This window comes from Limnohabitans sp. Bal53, assembly GCF_003063355.1.
In the GTDB taxonomy this organism is placed as follows: Bacteria; Pseudomonadota; Gammaproteobacteria; order Burkholderiales; family Burkholderiaceae_C; genus Limnohabitans_A.
In genome coordinates, this window is the sequence record NZ_NESH01000001.1 from 610,100 (window position 1) to 627,754 (window position 17,655).

General features: G+C 60.8%; 15 protein-coding genes. All 15 read right to left on the reverse strand.

All coding sequences use genetic code 11. The annotated features are described in order from the left end of the window. Positions 1-31: 31 nt before the first annotated feature. The 15 genes from B9Z50_RS02875 to B9Z50_RS02945 all read right to left on the reverse strand — a co-directional run bounded on the left by B9Z50_RS02875 (position 32) and on the right by B9Z50_RS02945 (position 17,610). Positions 32-820, reverse strand: a complete 789-nt coding sequence (locus B9Z50_RS02875) for a cell division protein FtsQ/DivIB (protein WP_108362139.1) — start codon at positions 818-820, stop codon at positions 32-34. After that, positions 817-1,791 carry a D-alanine--D-alanine ligase gene (locus B9Z50_RS02880; RefSeq protein ID WP_233249725.1) on the reverse strand — a complete coding sequence of 325 codons (975 nt, stop codon included), beginning with the start codon at positions 1,789-1,791 and terminating at the stop codon, positions 817-819. Before B9Z50_RS02880 ends, B9Z50_RS02875 begins: the two co-directional genes overlap by 4 nt. Beyond that, positions 1,788-3,224: a UDP-N-acetylmuramate--L-alanine ligase gene (gene murC / locus B9Z50_RS02885; RefSeq protein ID WP_108362140.1), complete on the reverse strand. Its 1,437-nt coding sequence runs from the start codon at positions 3,222-3,224 to the stop codon at positions 1,788-1,790. The genes B9Z50_RS02880 and murC overlap by 4 nt, the downstream gene beginning before the upstream one ends. Then, on the reverse strand, positions 3,221-4,291 hold the full coding sequence (gene murG / locus B9Z50_RS02890) for an undecaprenyldiphospho-muramoylpentapeptide beta-N-acetylglucosaminyltransferase (protein WP_108362141.1): 1,071 nt from the start codon (positions 4,289-4,291) through the stop codon (positions 3,221-3,223). Before murG ends, murC begins: the two co-directional genes overlap by 4 nt. Beyond that, complete coding sequence (gene ftsW / locus B9Z50_RS02895; protein ID WP_199221652.1) at positions 4,288-5,589, reverse strand: putative lipid II flippase FtsW; 1,302 nt, start codon at positions 5,587-5,589, stop codon at positions 4,288-4,290. The genes murG and ftsW overlap by 4 nt, the downstream gene beginning before the upstream one ends. Further along, positions 5,586-7,340 (reverse strand): UDP-N-acetylmuramoyl-L-alanine--D-glutamate ligase, encoded by a 1,755-nt coding sequence (gene murD / locus B9Z50_RS02900; protein WP_108362142.1) that lies wholly within the window; start codon positions 7,338-7,340, stop codon positions 5,586-5,588. Before murD ends, ftsW begins: the two co-directional genes overlap by 4 nt. A 3-nt stretch (positions 7,341-7,343) precedes the next feature. Beyond that, complete coding sequence (mraY, locus tag B9Z50_RS02905; protein ID WP_108362143.1) at positions 7,344-8,522, reverse strand: phospho-N-acetylmuramoyl-pentapeptide-transferase; 1,179 nt, start codon at positions 8,520-8,522, stop codon at positions 7,344-7,346. Then, entirely contained in the window at positions 8,512-9,960 is a 1,449-nt protein-coding gene (gene murF / locus B9Z50_RS02910; RefSeq protein WP_108362144.1) for a UDP-N-acetylmuramoyl-tripeptide--D-alanyl-D-alanine ligase, read from the reverse strand. The genes mraY and murF overlap by 11 nt, the downstream gene beginning before the upstream one ends. Continuing rightward, positions 9,957-11,489 carry a UDP-N-acetylmuramoyl-L-alanyl-D-glutamate--2,6-diaminopimelate ligase gene (locus B9Z50_RS02915; RefSeq protein ID WP_108362145.1) on the reverse strand — a complete coding sequence of 511 codons (1,533 nt, stop codon included), beginning with the start codon at positions 11,487-11,489 and terminating at the stop codon, positions 9,957-9,959. Before B9Z50_RS02915 ends, murF begins: the two co-directional genes overlap by 4 nt. After that, positions 11,489-13,228, reverse strand: coding sequence for a penicillin-binding protein 2 (locus tag B9Z50_RS02920; RefSeq protein ID WP_108362146.1), 1,740 nt, complete (start codon positions 13,226-13,228; stop codon positions 11,489-11,491). Before B9Z50_RS02920 ends, B9Z50_RS02915 begins: the two co-directional genes overlap by 1 nt. Then, complete coding sequence (ftsL, locus tag B9Z50_RS02925) at positions 13,225-13,536, reverse strand: cell division protein FtsL (protein ID WP_108362147.1); 312 nt, start codon at positions 13,534-13,536, stop codon at positions 13,225-13,227. Before ftsL ends, B9Z50_RS02920 begins: the two co-directional genes overlap by 4 nt. Then, positions 13,533-14,462 (reverse strand): 16S rRNA (cytosine(1402)-N(4))-methyltransferase RsmH, encoded by a 930-nt coding sequence (gene rsmH / locus B9Z50_RS02930; RefSeq protein ID WP_108362148.1) that lies wholly within the window; start codon positions 14,460-14,462, stop codon positions 13,533-13,535. Before rsmH ends, ftsL begins: the two co-directional genes overlap by 4 nt. A 5-nt stretch (positions 14,463-14,467) precedes the next feature. Next, positions 14,468-14,896 carry a division/cell wall cluster transcriptional repressor MraZ gene (mraZ, locus tag B9Z50_RS02935; protein ID WP_108362149.1) on the reverse strand — a complete coding sequence of 143 codons (429 nt, stop codon included), beginning with the start codon at positions 14,894-14,896 and terminating at the stop codon, positions 14,468-14,470. A gap of 342 nt (positions 14,897-15,238) precedes the next feature. Continuing rightward, positions 15,239-15,916, reverse strand: coding sequence for an RNA polymerase-binding protein DksA (gene dksA / locus B9Z50_RS02940; protein ID WP_370463051.1), 678 nt, complete (start codon positions 15,914-15,916; stop codon positions 15,239-15,241). Between the two features lie 602 nt (positions 15,917-16,518). Beyond that, positions 16,519-17,610 carry a GTP-binding protein gene (locus B9Z50_RS02945; protein WP_108362150.1) on the reverse strand — a complete coding sequence of 364 codons (1,092 nt, stop codon included), beginning with the start codon at positions 17,608-17,610 and terminating at the stop codon, positions 16,519-16,521. Positions 17,611-17,655 lie beyond the last annotated feature (45 nt).

Sequence of the window (17,655 nt, forward strand, 5' to 3'; positions counted from 1 at the left end):
CGTTTCCGTTTATTTCCTGTGCCTTGATCACTCAAGGCTTTTTCTTGTTGTCTGCATCCACCGTGCTCACGCCGTGCAAACGCAAGGCATAACCATCCTTGTGGCGCAAATCCGCACTCGCCAAAGCAGATGACCCGCGCCCATAGCGTGCCGTGACCTGTTTGAGCGTTGTCAAAAACACATCCAGTCTTTGCAAAATTTCAGCGCTGCCGCCTCGGCCCAGCTCAATCTGAGCGCCGTGTTGTGTTTGCACCCGCCAACTTCCCCGGGGGGTCAGCTCCAAGATCTCGATTTGCATGTCCATCGCCTGAAAACGCGGGCTCAAAGCCAAGTACATTCCAGCCACGGTGTGCGACTCGGCCTCAGGTCCCCTCATGCGCGGCAGACGCTCCGCGTCGGCATCGTCCAAACTGGCCTCAAACACTTGGCCTTGCTCGTTGATCAAGGTGCCTGCATCTTCATCGCCCCACAAGGCCATGGGTCGGTGCTCCAGCAAGACCGCCCGCAAACGGTTCGGAAATTCGCGGTGCACCACCGCCACACGCACCCAAGGTACCGCCTCAAAAGCTTGGCGGGTCTTCGCCAGATCGATGGTGAAAAAATTACCTTCCAACTTGGGCAAAACATTCGTGCGGAACGCAAACGCATTGTTTCGACTCACCTCACCTTGAACCGTGATCGTTTGCAAAGCAAAGCTGGGGTGACGGATCAGCCACCATGCCCCGCTGCCCAAAGCCAACAGCACAAACACAGTCACCAGCAAAGCGGTGGCCATGTTCATGAGCCGGACATCGGCAGGCAAGGGCATGGGTTTGTTCACGCAGCAGCCCCCGCGTAATCCAGCGCAGCATCGGCCAGCAAATGGCGGCACAGCGCTTCGTAAGGCATGCCGTTGGCCGCTGCCGACATGGGCACCAGCGAATGTCCCGTCATGCCGGGCGAAGTGTTAATTTCCAGCAAATAGGGCTGGCGGGTGCGGCCATCGATCATCACGTCGATGCGGCCCCAGCCCCTGCACCCCAGCGCTTGGTAAGCCTTGACCACGAGGGCCTGAATGGCCGCTTCTTCCTGAGCGGGCAAGCCACAGGGCACCAGGTACTGCGTGTCGTCGGTGAAGTACTTGTTTTGGTAGTCGTAATTGCCCTCGGGGGCCACGATGCGGATCACGGGCAAAGCGCGGGCTTCATCGCCTGCGCCCAGCACTGGGCAAGTGACCTCGTCGCCCACAATGCACTGCTCGCACAGGATGTCGTGATCGCAAGCGGCTGCAGCGCGCAAAGCGGCGTGCAGCTCTTCGGCCCGCACCACCTTGCTCACACCAATGGACGAGCCTTCTCGAGCGGGCTTGACGATCAGGGGCAAGCCCAAGGTTTCGATCAGGTCTTCGGCCGACAAGTTGTCGATTTGCGTGGGGTGAACCAGCACATGGCGTGGCACCGGCAAACCCTCGGCCTGCCAAACACGCTTGGTCATGACCTTGTCCATGGCGATGCTTGACGCCATCACACCGGAGCCCGTGTAGGGAATGCCCATCAACTCCAGCGCGCCCTGCACTGTGCCGTCTTCACCAAAGCGGCCATGCAGCGCAATGAAGCAGCGCTTGAAGCCATCCTTTTTGAGTTCGCTCAGTTCTCGCTCGGCCGGGTCGAAGGCGTGGGCGTCAACCCCCGCAGAGCGCAAAGCCTGGAGCACGCCCTGGCCCGACATGAGGGAAACTTCGCGCTCCGCAGAGCGCCCGCCCATCAGCACGGCCACTTTGCCCCAGTTCATCAGCATGGCGTTGTGTGTCATGCGATCACCTCTTTGGCCGCATCTTTGACGGCACCGCCCAAGGCCACCACCTGCGCAGGCGTGCCACCAATGGAGCCCGCGCCCATGCAAATGAGCACATCGCCATGGCGTGCGTTGTTCATCACAGCTTGCGGCATATCGGCAATCGCGTCCACAAAGACGGGCTCGACCTTGCCTGCAACGCGCAGCGCCCGGGCCAGCGAACGCCCGTCGGCGGCGACGATGGGCGCTTCGCCTGCGGCATAGACCTCGGACAGCAGCACGCTGTCGCAGCCCTGGCCGATGACTTTCACAAAGTCTTCAAAACAATCTCGCGTGCGGCTGTAGCGGTGTGGCTGAAAAGCCAGTACCAAACGGCGGCCCGGAAAAGCGCCTCTGGCTGCGGCCAGTGTGGCCGCCATCTCGACCGGGTGGTGACCATAATCGTCGATGACCGTGAAGCGGCCTTGACCATCGGCCGTAGCCACTTCGCCATACCGCTGGAAACGGCGTCCCACGCCCTTGAATTGGGCCAGAGCGCGTTGCACAGCCTCATCCTCCACACCCAACTCAACAGCCACGGAAATCGCTGCCAGGGCATTGAGCACGTTGTGCTCACCGGGCAAGTTCAGCACGATGGGCAAGTCGGGCATGGTCACGCCGTTGCGTCTTTGCACCGTGAAGTGCATTTGTCCGTTTTGAGCCCGCACGTCCACTGCGCGCACTTGGGCGCCTTCGTTCAGGCCATAGGTGGTCACGGGGCGGGCGATGTTGTCCACGATGGACTGAACACCGGGGTCGTCCGAGCACACAATGGCTGTGCCGTAAAACGGCATGCGGTGCAGGAATTCGACAAAGGCGGCCTTGAGCTTGGCCAAGTCGTGGCCATAGGTTTCCATGTGGTCGGCGTCGATGTTGGTCACCACCGCCATCACGGGCAACAGGTTCAAAAACGAAGCATCCGACTCGTCGGCTTCCACCACGATGTAGTCACCCGTGCCCAGCTTGGCATTGGCGCCTGCGCTGTTCAAGCGGCCACCAATCACAAAGGTCGGGTCCAGCCCGGCCTCGGCCAACACACTGGCCACCAAACTGGTGGTGGTGGTTTTGCCATGTGTACCTGCAATGGCGATGCCTTGCTTCATGCGCATGAGCTCGGCGAGCATCACGGCGCGCGGCACGATGGGGATGTGGCGCGCCCGTGCGGCCAGAACCTCGGGGTTGTCGGCTTTCACAGCGGTCGATGTGACCACGGCATCGGCGTCTTGGACGTTGCCCGCGCTGTGGCCCACATGGGTGGCAATGCCCAAAGCCGACAGGCGCTGCAGCGTGGCGCTGTCGGACAAATCGGAGCCGGAAATTTGGTAACCCAGATTGAGCAACACTTCGGCAATGCCGCTCATGCCGGAGCCGCCCACACCGATGAAATGAATTTTTCGGATGGCGTGTTTCATGCCGCCAACTCCTCACAAGCCATCACAACCTCCCTGGTCGCATTTGTTTTTTTCTGTGCGTGGGCTTTTTGTGCCACGTCTTGCAATGTGTCGCGGCTCAAGGCCGTCAGGCGCTCGGCCAGGTTTTGCGCGGTCAACTCGGCTTGAGGCACCAACCAGCCGCCACCTGATGCCACCAAAAACTGCGCATTGGTGGTCTGATGGTCATCGACCGCGAACGGAAACGGCACATACAAGGCGGCCACACCCACTGCCGCCAACTCGGTCACGGTGCTGGCCCCTGCGCGGCAGATCACCAGATCAGCCTGGGCAAACGCTGTGGCCGTGTCGTCGATGAACGGGGTCAATTCGGCCTGCACCCCTGCAGCCGCGTAGTTGGCCCGCAGCGCGTCAATTTGTTTGGCCCCGCTTTGGTGAATGACCTGTGGGCGTGAGGCCTCTGGCATCAAGGCCAGGGCCTGCGGCACGATGTCGTTCAGGGCTTTGGCCCCCAAGCTGCCGCCCACCACCAACACACGCAAGGCGCCGCTGCGTCCGGCAAAGCGCTCGGCGGGTGTGGCCTGCTGCGTGAAAGCACGGCGCAAGGGGTTGCCGACCCATTGCCCGGTTTTGAAGACGCCAGGGAAGGCGGTGAACACGCGATCGGCCAATTGGGCCAGCACCTTGTTGGCCAAGCCCGCCACCGAGTTCTGTTCGTGCAGCACCAAAGGCTTGCTCCACAAGCTGGCCATCATGCCGCCTGGAAAAGTGATGTAGCCGCCCAGACCCAGCACCACATCGGGCTTGACCCGGCGCACCACCTGCAAGCTTTGCCAGAATGCACGCAACAGCCGCAGCGGCAACAAGGCCAGCGTTTGCAGACCTTTGCCTCGCACGCCGCCAAAAGCGACCGGCTCGAAGGCAAAGCCACGCGCGGGCACCAAGGCTTGCTCCATGCTGCCCGGCGCTCCCAACCAATGCACTTGCCAGCCCGCGTCGCGCAGAGCTTCGGCCACGGCCAAACCCGGGAAAATGTGGCCGCCTGTGCCGCCCGCCATGACCAATGCCGTTTTGACCTTGTTTGTCATGGCCGGCCTCCACGCATCATTTGTTTGTTCTCGGCGTCGATGCGCAGTACGATCGCAATCGCGATCAGGTTCAGCATGATGGCCGAGCCGCCATAGCTCATCAACGGCAAGGTCAGGCCCTTGGTGGGCAAGGCCCCCAAGTTCACGCCCATGTTGATGAAGGCCTGAAAACCGATCCAGATGCCCACGCCTTGCGCAACCAGGCCAGAAAACACTTTTTCCAACGCAATGGCTTGGCGCCCAATCACCATGATGCGTCGGCTGAGCCACAGGAACAAGCCAATCACCAGCGTCAAGCCCACCAGGCCAAACTCTTCTCCGATCACGGCCAACAAAAAGTCGGTGTGCGCCTCAGGCAACCAGTGCAGCTTTTCCACGCTTCCGCCCAAGCCCACGCCCCAGACTTCACCTCGTCCAATGGCGATCAAAGAGTGTGTCAACTGGTAGCCCTTGCCCAAGGCGTGCTCAGCACTGAAGGGGTCGAGGTAGGCAAAAATCCTCTCCCGCCGCCAAGGCGACTCAGCGATCATGATCACGAAGGCCAGGATCAGAATGCCCAAGATCAGGAAGAACATCCGGGCGTTCACGCCGCCCAGGAACAAAATGCCCATGGCGATGGTGGCGATCACCATGAACGCGCCCATGTCCGGCTCGGCCAGCAAGAACACGCCCGCCAGGCCCACCGCAGCGCCCATCGGCAGCACGGCTTTGAAGAATTTTTCCTTCACGTCCATCTTGCGCACCATGTAATCGGCGGCATAAATGATGGTGGCCAGCTTGGCCAACTCAGATGGCTGGAAGTTCATGACGCCAAAGGAAATCCAGCGGCGTGCGCCGTTGACACCTTTGCCGATAAAGGGAATCAGCACCAACGCCAGCAAGATGAGCGACAACACAAACAAGGGCCGAGCGACTTTTTCCCAAGTCTCCATCCGCACCTGAAAGGCCAGCAAGGCCATGATGCAGCCCACCGTCATGGAGATCACATGGCGGGTGAGGAAATGGGTGTGGCTGTAACGCGAAAAACGTGGGTTGTCTGGCATCGCGATCGAGGCCGAGTACACCATGACCATGCCCCACAGCAACAAGGCCACCACCACCCAGACCAAGGCCTGATCCACGCTTTGTATGCGGGCTGGACGACCATTGGCGCGGCCACCCGCGCCATAGTCCCCCAGGTTGACCGGCAAACCTTGCGCGCCCGACCATGCCCCGCCGAGGAACCCGCCTGTGACGCGCTGGAGCAGGCCAGCCGCCGACTGCTGCAGGCGTTGCGGGAATGTGATGGCTTCGCTCACAGCCCCCCCTCCATGGCCACACCTGCCGCTTCGGCCAAGTTGGAAACGGCCTGGACAAACACCTCGGCACGGTGGCCGTAGTTGTCAAACATGTCAAAGCTCGCGCAAGCGGGCGACATCAAGACCGCATCGCCGCTGCGGGCCATGGCCGCAGCTTGCGTGACAGCGGCGTGCATGTCGGCGGCGTCGTGCAACGGCACGTCCGTGCCTTGCAATGCTTCGCGGATGAGGTGAGCGTCACGTCCAATCAAGACCACGCCCCGGGCAAAGCGTTTGACGGGCTCGGCCAAGGGCGAGAAGTCTTGGCCCTTGCCGTCCCCACCCAAAATGACCACCACGCGACGGTCTGCGCCCAATCCCTGCAAGGCGGCCACGGTGGCGCCCACGTTGGTGCCCTTGCTGTCGTCAAAAAATTCCACTTCACTGATGATGGCCACCGGCTCGACACGGTGCGGCTCACCCCGGTATTCGCGCAAGCCATAGAGCATGGGACCCAAGGCGCAACCCGCGCTGCTGGCCAAGGCCAAAGCGGCAAGCGCATTGACCGCGTTGTGGCGGCCGCGGATGCGCAAGGCGTCAGCGGGCATCAGGCGCTGGATGTGAAGCTCTTCGGCTACATCTTTGCGGCGGCGGCGTGTTTCATCGGCCTCGAGGGCGCGTACCAGCCAGGTCATGCCGTGCGTGACTTCGATGCCGAAGTCACCCGGACGCTGGGGCATGTCACCACCAAACAGCACTGCAGCGCGCTCAACAGGCTTTTGCAACTTCACGCGCACAGGCTCGGGCCGCATGGCCATGACCTGTGGGTCTTCGCGGTTGAGCACCATCAGGGCCTGTGCGCCAAAAATGCGGGCTTTGGCAGCGGCATAGGCGTCTATGCTGCCGTGCCAGTCCAGGTGGTCCTGCGAGATGTTCAGCACCGTGGCGGCGGTCGGCTCAAAACCTTCGCTGCTGTCGAGCTGGAAGCTCGACAGCTCCAACACCCACACCTGGGGCAGCGCGCGGGCCATGGGGTCTTGCACGACCGCAGGTACAGGCAGCGGCTGCTCTGCCTCGGTCTCGCCGTCGAGGCTGTCCAGCGTCTCGCCTGCATCGGCCGTCTCGCTTGTGGACGCATCCTGAGGTGATACGGGGCTGACCGATTGCTGGGCAATGGTCACCGATGGCGGCTCACTGAGCAGATCTTGGTTTTCAAGTTCAGCGGCAGCGCGCTCAGCTGCTTCTTGCTCGACTTGAACTTGCGCTTGCGCCATCGCTTCGGTCAAGGTGTCGAGCAGCGTGGGGCCAATGTTGCCCGCCACTTTCACGGTTTTACCCGCACGCGCGACCAGTTGCCCCGTCAAAGACGTGACCGTGGTCTTGCCGTTGGTGCCGGTGATGGCCAGAACCTGTGGGGCATAGCCAAAACGGGCCTTCAAATCGTGCAAACCCGCGGCGAACAAGCTCAGCTCGCCGCCTTGCCACAAGCCCATGCTGCGGGCTGCATCCACCACGGGGGCCACCACCTCAGGGGCCAGGCCCGGGCTGCGGAACACCGCACGCACCGATGTGCCTTCGACCAGGCTGGCCTCAAAGGTGCCCGGCACAAAACGCACCGCAGGCCACTCAGCTTGCAAAGCGGCCAACTGTGGCGGCGTCTCACGCGTATCGGCCACGGTCACGTCAGCCCCGTCGTGCGCGCACCAACGGGCCATCGCCAGGCCCGAAGCACCCAAACCGAGAATCAGAACGTGTTGACCTTGGAGCTGCATGGCTTACCTCAGCTTCAGGGTCGACAAGCCGACCAGACACAGCAGCATGGTGATGATCCAGAAACGCACGACGACTTGCGTTTCCTTCCAGCCGCTCTTTTCAAAATGGTGGTGCAAGGGCGCCATCTTCAGGATGCGGCGGCCTTCACCGTATTTTTTCTTGGTGTATTTGAAGTAAGTCACCTGCGCCATCACCGACAGGGCTTCGACCACAAAGATGCCGCCCATGATGGCCAGCACGATTTCGGCCCGAACAATGACCGCAATGGTGCCCAGTGCTGCGCCCAGCGCCAGCGCACCCACATCACCCATGAAGACCTGGGCCGGGTGGGTGTTGAACCACAAAAACGCCAAACCCGCACCCGCCATGGCAGCGCAAAAAATCAGCAACTCGCCCGAACCCGGAATGTAAGGAAAGAACAAGTACTTGGAATACACGGCGCTGCCCGTGACGTAGGCAAACACACCCAGCGCCGAGCCCACCATGACCACCGGCATGATGGCCAAGCCGTCCAAACCGTCCGTGAGGTTGACCGCATTGCTGGACCCCACGATGACCAGATAGGTCAGAACCACAAAGCCCAGCACGCCCAGCGGGTAGGTGATCTCTTTGAAGAAGGGCACCTGCAAGCCGGCCTTCAGGGGCAAGCTCACTTCAAAGCCCGACATGACCCACTGAACAAACAAGTCCAACACCCGCGCATTGGAGTTTTCGGAAATGCTGAACACCAAACACAATGCGGCCATCAGGCCAATGACCGATTGCCAGAAGTACTTCTCGCGTGAGCGCATGCCTTCGGGATCTTTGTTGACCACCTTGCGCCAATCGTCGACCCAGCCAATGGCACCAAAGCCCAGGGTCACAATCAATACGATCCAGACAAATCGGTTGGACAGGTCAAACCACAACAAAGTGGAGATGGCGATCGACAACAAGATGAGCACACCACCCATGGTGGGTGTGCCGCTTTTGGACAGGTGCGATTCCATGCCGTAGCCGCGGATGGGTTGGCCGATCTTGAGCGAAGTCAAGCGGCGTATAACCCAAGGGCCTGCGGCCAGGCCGATCAAGAGCGCCGTCATGGCGGCCATCACCGCGCGGAAGGTGATGTATTGAAAAACACGCAAAAAGCCCCACTCGGGGGACAAACTTTGCAACCATTGGGCCAAGCTAAGCAGCATGGAACCCCCCTTTTTTATTGTTTTGACTGTTCTTGTCTTCGCCCCGTGACAGCAGGGCTTGCACCACGCGTTCCATCTTCATGAAACGCGAACCTTTGACGAGCACGCTCTGAAAACCATCCACTTGCGCCGTGACAAAAGACAGCAAACTGTCCATGTCCTCGAAGTGCCGTGCTGCACCAAATGCCTGCGCGCTGTGCACACACAAGTCACCCAGGGTGAACAACGCTTCGATGCCGCGCTCGGCCGCATAGGCCCCCACCTCGGCATGGAATTCGGGGCCTTGGTTACCCACTTCGCCCATGTCGCCCAGCACCAGCAAACGCGGTGCAGGCAACTCGGCCAAAACGTCAATGGCGGCGCGCACCGAGTCGGGGTTGGCGTTGTAGGTGTCGTCGACCAAGGTGATTTCGTTTGCAGCCGATGGCAGGACCAACGCCCGCGAGCGGCCTTTGACCGGCTCAAACGCCACCAGACCCTGGGCCACGGCGGCCAGGGGCAGCCCTGCGGCCAAGGCGCAAGCCGTAGCGGCCAAGGCATTTTTGACGTTGTGGCGCCCGGCGATGTGCAGGTGCACGGGCGCAGTGCCCTCAGCGGTTTTGAGGGTGAACTGCCATGCACCCGACTGCCAGACCACCACAGCGGCCCGCACATCGGCGTCAGAGGCTGAGGCCATGGCAAAGCAGCGCTGCGCCCGCTGACCTGACAGCGCGCGCCACACAGGGGTGAATGCTTCGTCGGCTGGAAACACCGCCACCCCCTCAGGTGGCAAGGCTTGCAAGACGGCACCGTTTTCATGCGCCACCGCCTCCACCGTGCCCATGAACTCCTGGTGCTCGCGCTGCGCGTTGTTGACCAAGGCCACAGTGGGCTGGGCCAATTTGGCCAAGTAGGCGATTTCGCCTGGGTGGTTCATGCCCAGCTCGACCACGGCGATGCGGTGGTGGGCGCGCAAATTGAACAAGGTCAAGGGCACACCAATGTCGTTGTTCAAGTTGCCCTGGGTCGACAAAGCGTCGTCCCCTGCATGGGCGCGCAAGATGGCTGCGATCATTTGCGTCACGGTGGTTTTGCCGTTACTGCCGGTCACAGCGATCAGCGGCAAACTGAACTGCGCACGCCAACCCGCGGCCAACTCACCCAAAGCGATGCGCGCATCGGGCACCACCAGCGCGGGCAAGCCGTGCGCCGCAGCTTGCGCCTCGCCAGAGGCTTCGCACACCACGGCCACTGCGCCTTGCGCCTTGGCTTGAGCCATGAACGCATTGCCATCAAATCGCTCACCGCGCAAGGCCACAAACAGGTCGCCCGCTTGCAGGCTGCGGCTGTCGGTGTGCACCCGGTCGGCCACCACTGCCTGCACATTCACGCCGCGCGCCTGACTCAGCCAACTCAGGGCGAGCGTCAAACTCAGCTTCATGGACACAACGGCGTTCATGCGCTCACCTCCTGGCCCTGAGCAGCGCGTTGCTGCAAAGCGGCGCGGGCTTGCGCTACATCCGAAAACGGGTGGCGCACGCCCATGATCTCTTGCTCGCTCTCGTGGCCTTTGCCTGCCACCAGCACCACGTCTTGCGCGGCAGCCTGGGCCACCGCTTCGGCAATGGCCTGTGCACGGTCGAGTTGAATACGGGCCGATGGTGGGCGGCTCAAACCTTGGACCATCGCGGCCACAATCGCCTCGGGCGATTCGGTGCGGGGGTTGTCGCTGGTCAACACCACTTGGTCGGCACCCGCTTCGGCGGCTGCAGCCATCAAGGCCCGCTTGCTGGCATCGCGGTCACCACCACAGCCCAGCACACACCACAGTCGACCACCCCGCAGCGCGGCATGTGAACGCAATGCAGCCAGCGCCTGGGTGATGGCGTCGGGCGTGTGCGCATAGTCCACGACCACCAGCGGGCTTGTCACGTCCAGTCGATCCTCCGACAGATCCAAGGCCACGCGCTCCATGCGGCCAGGCACTGCCGTCAGCTGCGCACAGGCCTGCACCGCTTGCGCCAAATCAAAACCCAGAGCGCGCAAGCTGCCGATCACGCCCAGCAGGTTGTCCATGTTGTAGTCGCCCATCAAACCCGTGTGCAGGGTCTGAATGGTCTGACCTTCGATCACCTCAAAAGCCAAACCCTGTCCACTGGACAAGGCGCGCGCTTGCAAACGGGCAGGGCCGCGCCGTGAGCAAGTCCAGACGTCGAGCGGTCCGCCTTGCAACTGCTGGGCCAACAAAGCGCCTTGGGCATCGTCGATGTTGATGACGGCCGACTGCAAACCGGGCCAAGCAAACAAAGCCGCCTTGGCCGACCAATAGCTGGTCATGTCGCCGTGGTAGTCCAGATGGTCCTGGGTGAAGTTGGTGAACACCGCCACGCGAATACGGGTGCCATCCAGACGGTGCTCGGCCAATCCGATGGAAGAAGCCTCTATCGCGCAGTGCGTCACGCCGTCCTGCGCGAACTGCCAGAACTGACGCTGCAGCAGCACAGGGTCGGGCGTGGTCATGCCGGTGCTGACCAGATCAGGCAGGCGCCCCACGCCCAAGGTGCCCACCAGCCCGCAGGCTTGTTGCAACACGGGTGAAGACAGCGCCTGCGCCAGCCACCAGGCCGTCGATGTTTTGCCGTTGGTGCCTGTGACCGCCAACACCTGCAAAGCGTGGCTGGGGTGTTCGTAGTAGGCATCGGCCACCCAAGCGGTTTGAGGCTTGAGGCTGGGCATACAAGCCATGGCCTCTGGGTCGGGACTCTGCAACGCATTGAGCCAAGGCGCGTGTCCAGCCTCTTCCATCAGGCAGGCGCTGGCGCCTTGCGCCAAGGCCTGCGCCAGGTACCGCCGCCCATCGCTGGCCGCTCCTGGCCAGGCAATGAAACCGTCACCCGGCTGCACCAAGCGGCTGTCGGTGCGCAGCTCGCCCGTCACGCGGGTGCGCAACCAGCGGGCTGCTTCCTGAGCGCTGTGCAGGGTGCGCATCAGAACGACTCCTCGACCGCTTGGGCCACGATCTGGGGCTTGACCGCCATATCGGGCTGCACGCCCATCAGGCGCAGGGTTTGCTGCACCGTCTGGCTGAACACGGGCGCAGCCACGGCACCGCCGAAGTAAACGCCGTTCGAAGGTTCATCGATCATCACGGCCACCACAATTCGAGGCTGCTCTACTGGAGCGATGCCCACGAAAAAGCCACGGTATTTCTTACTGGCGTAGCCCTTGCCCTCTTGCTTGCGGGCCGTACCCGATTTGCCCCCCACCGAATAACCCATGGTCTGGGCTTTTTGTCCGGTGCCGCCAGGCCCTGCTGCCATCTGCAGCATCTTTCGCATGGCTTTGGCATTGGCAGCGCTGATCACGCGCGTGCCCTGCACCTGTTGCTCGGCTTTCATCATGGTGGCTGGCACGATTTCGCCGTCACGCGCAAACACGGTATAGGCGCGCGCCACTTGAAACAAACTACTCGACACGCCGTAGCCGTAGCTCATGGTCGCCTGTTCTACAGGGCGCCACGATTTGTAGGGCCGCAAACGGCCACTGACCACGCCGGGAAAGGGCAAGGCCGGTTTTTGCCCAAAACCCAACTCGGTGAACATCTCCCACATCTCGCGGGACTCCATTTGCATGGCGATCTTCACGGTGCCGACGTTGCTGGACTTCTGGATCACCTCGTTGACGCTCAGCATGCCGTAGGGGTGCACATCACTGATGGTCGAGCCGGTGATGTTGATGCGCCCCGGGGCGGTCTGGATCATCGTCTCGGGCTTGACCAAGCCCTGCTCCAGGGCCAGGGCCACAGTGAAGGGCTTCATGGTCGAGCCTGGCTCGAAGCTGTCGGTCAAGGCACGGTTGCGCAATTGCTCACCGCTGAGGTTGACGCGCCGCGATGGCGAATAGCTGGGGTAATTGGCCAGCGCCAGAATTTCGCCGGTCTGCGCATCCAGCACCACCACACTGCCCGCCTTGGCCTTGTGCTCCTTGACCGCATCGCGCAGGGTCTGGTAGGCATAAAACTGCACCTTGCTGTCAATGCTCAGCTGCAGGTCCTGCCCGTCGACTGGGTGCACGGTTTCTCCCACAGCTTCCACCACGCGGCCCAGTCGGTCCTTGATCACACGGCGCGAACCGGCCTGGCCCGCCAGCTGCTTTTGAAAAATCAGCTCCACACCCTCTTGGCCCTTGTCTTCCACATTGGTGAAGCCCACGATGTGTGCAGCCGCCTCCCCCTCGGGGTACAAGCGTTTGTATTCCTTGATGTCGTAGACACCCTTGATGCCCAGCGCCCGAATGTCCTTGACCACAGGCTCATCCATCTGACGGCGCAGCCAGACAAAGGTTTTTTCCTCGTCCTTGAGCTTGTATTCCAGCTCGGCGGGTGTCATCTCCAACAACCGGGCCAATTGCCGCAGCTTGACCGGGTCGCGCTCCACATCTTCTGGATTGGCCCAAATGCTCGGCGCCGGCACGCTGGAGGCCAGCAAGACCCCGTTGCGGTCAAGGACGCGGCCGCGGTTGGCGGGCAACTCCAAAGTGCGTGCAAAGCGCACCTCGCCTTGGCGAATAAAAAAGTCGTTGTCAATCACCTGCACATGGGCCGCACGACCCACCAGGCCCAGAAAACCCAGCGCCATGGCGGCCACGATCAGTTTGCTGCGCCAGACAGGGGTCTTACTGGCCAGCAAAGGGCTGGACGTCAATTGGACGCTGCGGCTGCGACTCACTGGGCAACTCCCGCAGCAGGCGTGGGCACTGCGCCAACGGAGGCACCCTGCGCATTGACGTACTGGGTAATGGCAGGAGATGCCGTGCGCATGTTCAATTGCTGACGGGCAATTTTCTCCACCCGCAAAGGCGTGGCTTGTGCGCGACGCTCCACTTCCAGGCGATCAAGGTCCACCTCGATGCGTTTGGTCTCTTTGCGGGCCGTCTCCAACCCCATGAACAAGCGGCGCGATTCGTAGTGGCTGTGCACCAGCCACAAGGCACTTGCCACGGTGGCCACCAGCAAGAGCAGGCTAACGCGGGTCATGCGGGGACCTCGGTGCGCTCGGCCATGCGCATGATGGCGCTGCGCGAGCGGGGGTTGCCGCGCACCTCTGTCTCGCTGGGTCGCACACGGCCGTGGGTCTTCAGGCGCATCTTGACCGGCTCAGCAAATGGCACGCGCCGATCCACCACCTCTTTGGAGTGCTTGGCCATGAACTGTTTGACGATGCGGTCTTCGAGCGAGTGGAAGCTGATGACCACCAATCGACCACCTGGCGCCAACACCCGCAAGCTGCCCTCTAGCGCCTGTTCGAGCTCTTCAAGTTCGGCATTGATGAAAATCCGAAAAGCCTGAAATGTCCGCGTTGCAGGGTTCTGGCCCGGCTCGCGGGTTTTGACCGTGTCAGCCACGAGCTGGGCCAAATCGGAGGTGCTTGAAATTGGGCCCCGTTCCTGTCGGCGAGCCACAAGCGCCTTTGCAATCTGAAAAGCAAACCGTTCTTCGCCATAGTCACGTATCACCTCCGTGATTTGATCCACCTCTGCGGTGGCCAGCCAGTCGGCCACACTCTGTCCGCGCGTGGTGTCCATGCGCATGTCTAGAGGGCCTTCAAAACGAAAAGAAAAACCCCTTTCGGGGCTGTCGATTTGGGGAGAGCTGATGCCCAAGTCCATCAAAACACCATCGACACTGCCTGCAGGCAGTTCACCGAGGTGCGAAAAGCCCTCGTGTCGGATAGCAAAACGGGTGTCCTCGATGCGCGCGGCCTCTGCAATCGCCTCAAGGTCCTTGTCAAAGGCCAGCAGTCGGCCCTGCGCCGACAAACGGGAAAGAATCAGGCGCGAATGGCCGCCTCGGCCAAATGTGGCGTCCACATAAGCACCGTCGGCTCCAGCCGAAGCCTCGAGCAGCTCGTCTACGGCTTCGTTCAAAAGCACGGTGGTGTGGGTCAGCGCGTTGTCGGTCATGGTGCTCAGAAAGAAAAGTCTTTGAACACATCAGGCATTTCGCCTTGCATGGCCTGTGCCTCTTGCGCGTCATAGGTGGCTTTGTCCCACAACTCAAAGTGGTTGCCCATGCCAAGCAGCATGGTGTCTTTGGCAATACCGGCGGCCTGGCGCAACTCAGGCGAGATCAGCACACGGCCTGTGCCATCCATCTCCACGTCCATCGCATTGCCCAAAAAGATGCGCTTCCACCACTGGGCAGACATGGGCAACTCGGCGATACGCTCACGGAACTTTTCCCACTCGGGGCGGGGGAACACCATCAGGCAGCCATGCGGGTGTTTGGTGATCGTCAGCTGGCCCAGCGCCGTGGCGCTCAAGACGTCACGGTGCCGGGTCGGCACAGACAGCCGCCCCTTGGCATCCAGACTCAGCGATGAAGCCCCTTGAAACACGACGAAGACCCTTTGGTGATGAAAAAGCACGTCAGTGGCACCAAATCCCACTTAATTGCACTTTTTTGCACTGTATCAGGAATTAGGGGCGTGATCATGGGTCTAGATCGATTTTTTTCAATGAAATCAAAGGCTTAGCACGCATTTTAAATCTCGAAAGAACTTGATTTTCGTTCTAAATTAAACACTTACGCGTCACACTGCAAGTAACATCTCAGGTAACAATAAAGGCAGAAAATTTAAAATCATTAAAGTCGAAACAACAACCGTGCCCGGTCAAACACCCATAAAAAAACCCCTTTGCAGGGGTTTTTTTATGGGTTGGCATCGGTACCGCTGTACTCAGTCGCCGAACATCTTTTGTTTGAGTTCACGCCGCTGCTGGGCTTCCAGCGACAAAGTGGCTGTGGGGCGTGCCAACAAGCGGCCCACACCAATGGCCTCCCCGGTTTCGTCGCAGAACCCATAATCGCCCGCATCGATGCGTTGGATGGATTGCTCGATCTTCTTGAGCAGCTTGCGTTCGCGGTCGCGGGTGCGCAACTCCAGTGCATGCTCTTCTTCGATGGTGGCGCGGTCTGCTGGATCGGGCACCACCACGGTGTCTTCGCGCAGGTGCTCGGTCGTCTGGCCGGCACTGGCCAAAATGTCTTGTTTGAGGTGGGTCAGCTTCAGGCGGAAATACGCCATTTGCTTGTCGTTCATGTACTCATCGTCAGACATGGCGAGGATCTCGGCGTCCGACAGCTCTTCGACTTTTTTGGTCTTCCAGTTGTTGGCCAGCTTGGGGTCCTTCTTGATCGGCGCAAAAGGCACCGAGACAGGTGCAGGTGCGGCACTGGGCAAGAAACTGGACTTGGCTGCCGTGGACGCCACGGCGGGCGGCAAGGAAGGCACGGTGATCTGGGCCAAGCGGGCCGAAGGCCGTGTGGCGCGAACCAGCTGCTCGGGAGCAGGTGTGGTGCTGGCGGGGTTCGATTCGACGGGAGATGGGACTGATTCCACTTTGGTAACGCTCATGTTTTTCGCTGGGGGTGTCTGGGCTGGCGGGGCAGCCGTTGCAGCCTTGGGTGCAGCAGACGTTCGGGAAGGGCTGGCTTTGGGAGCCGGTTTGGATGCAGCCGCAGACACCGCGGCAGTTTTGGCTGGCACTGCCTTGGCAGGCGCAGCCGGTTTGGATGCAGCCGCAGACACCGCGGCAGTTTTGGCTGGCACTGCCTTGGCAGGCGCAGCCGGTTTCGAAATGGGCTTGGTCTTGGCAACAGGTTTGACGGCCGCTTTGACGGTCGAAACTTTGGCCTTGGCAGCTGGCGCAGTGGTTTTAGGGGCCACTGCAGATTTGCCAAGGGGCTTTGTTTTGTTCGGGGTCTTCACGTCTTGTCTCCTAGCCGTGTCAAAGGGCAGACTCCTGACCGTCTGTCCCTGCGCAGCCGACCCGAAACCTGTTCATGTGCTTTTCAAACCCTTGTTATAGACCTTGTGGGGTTCGCCAGCTTCGCCCAAAAGGCGTTGCTGTCGGCGGGCGATTGTAGCGACTAGAACGGTCAAAATTTGCCCGGAGGTGGATTAAAAGCCAGAACATCCCCAAAGCATCGCCCCGCTGCGGCCCCGTGTGTGCGCCCTCACACCAGGGATTGCTCCAAGCCTTGCAACAGAATGTCTTTGGGCAAATCAATGCCAATGAAAACCATCTTGCTCATTTTGGTCTCGCCATCGGCCCACATGGGGCCCAAATCGCTGCCCATGAGCTGGTGCACGCCCTGAAAAATTACCTTGCGTTCGGTGCCACGCATGTTCAAGACGCCTTTGTAGCGCAGCATGCGGGGGCCATAAATGTTGACGATGGCACCCAGAAAGTCTTCCAGCTTGGCGGGGTCAAAGGCTTTTTCCGATCGAAAAACGAAGCTTTTGACATCGTCATCGTGGTGGTGATGGTGGCCTTGCTCTTTGGCATGCGAAGGATGGTCACAGTGCTCACCATGTTCATGGTCATGCGCATGCTCATGTTGGTGCGACGGATGATCGCAATGCTCACCGTGCACGTGGCCGTGGTCGTCGTCTTTCAGAAAGTCCGGATCGATGTCCAGTTTGGCGTTCAGGTTGAAGCCCTTGAGGTCAAACACCTCGGACAAGGCCACCTCGCCAAAGTGCACCACTTTTTGCGGTGCACGGGGGTTCATGTGTTTGAGGCGGTGCTGCAGGGCATCGAGCTCTTGGGGGGAGACCAAGTCGGCCTTGCTGATGAAGATCTGGTCGGCAAAGCCCACCTGACGGCGCGCTTCTTGGCGGTCGTTGAGTTGCTGGGCCGCGTGCTTGGCGTCGACCAAGGTCAAGATGGAATCGAGCAAAAAGGTCTCGGCGATCTCGTCGTCCATGAAAAAGGTCTGCGCCACCGGACCAGGGTCGGCCAAGCCGGTGGTCTCGATCACGATGCGGTCAAAACTGAGCAAGCCCTTGCGGCGCTTGGCCGCCAGCAGTTGCAGGGTCACGCGCAGGTCTTCACGGATGGTGCAGCAGATGCAGCCGTTGCTCATCTGAATGATCTGCTCATCGGTGTCCGAGACCAAGATGTCGTTGTCGATGTTTTCTTCGCCAAACTCGTTCTCGATCACGGCAATCTTTTGGCCGTGGGCCTCGGTCAGCACGCGCTTGAGCAGTGTGGTTTTGCCCGAGCCCAAAAAGCCGGTCAGGATGGTGGTGGGGATCAGGGACATGGCGCGGTTCCAGTTCAGGACAAGACAACAAGATGGGGGAGTTTA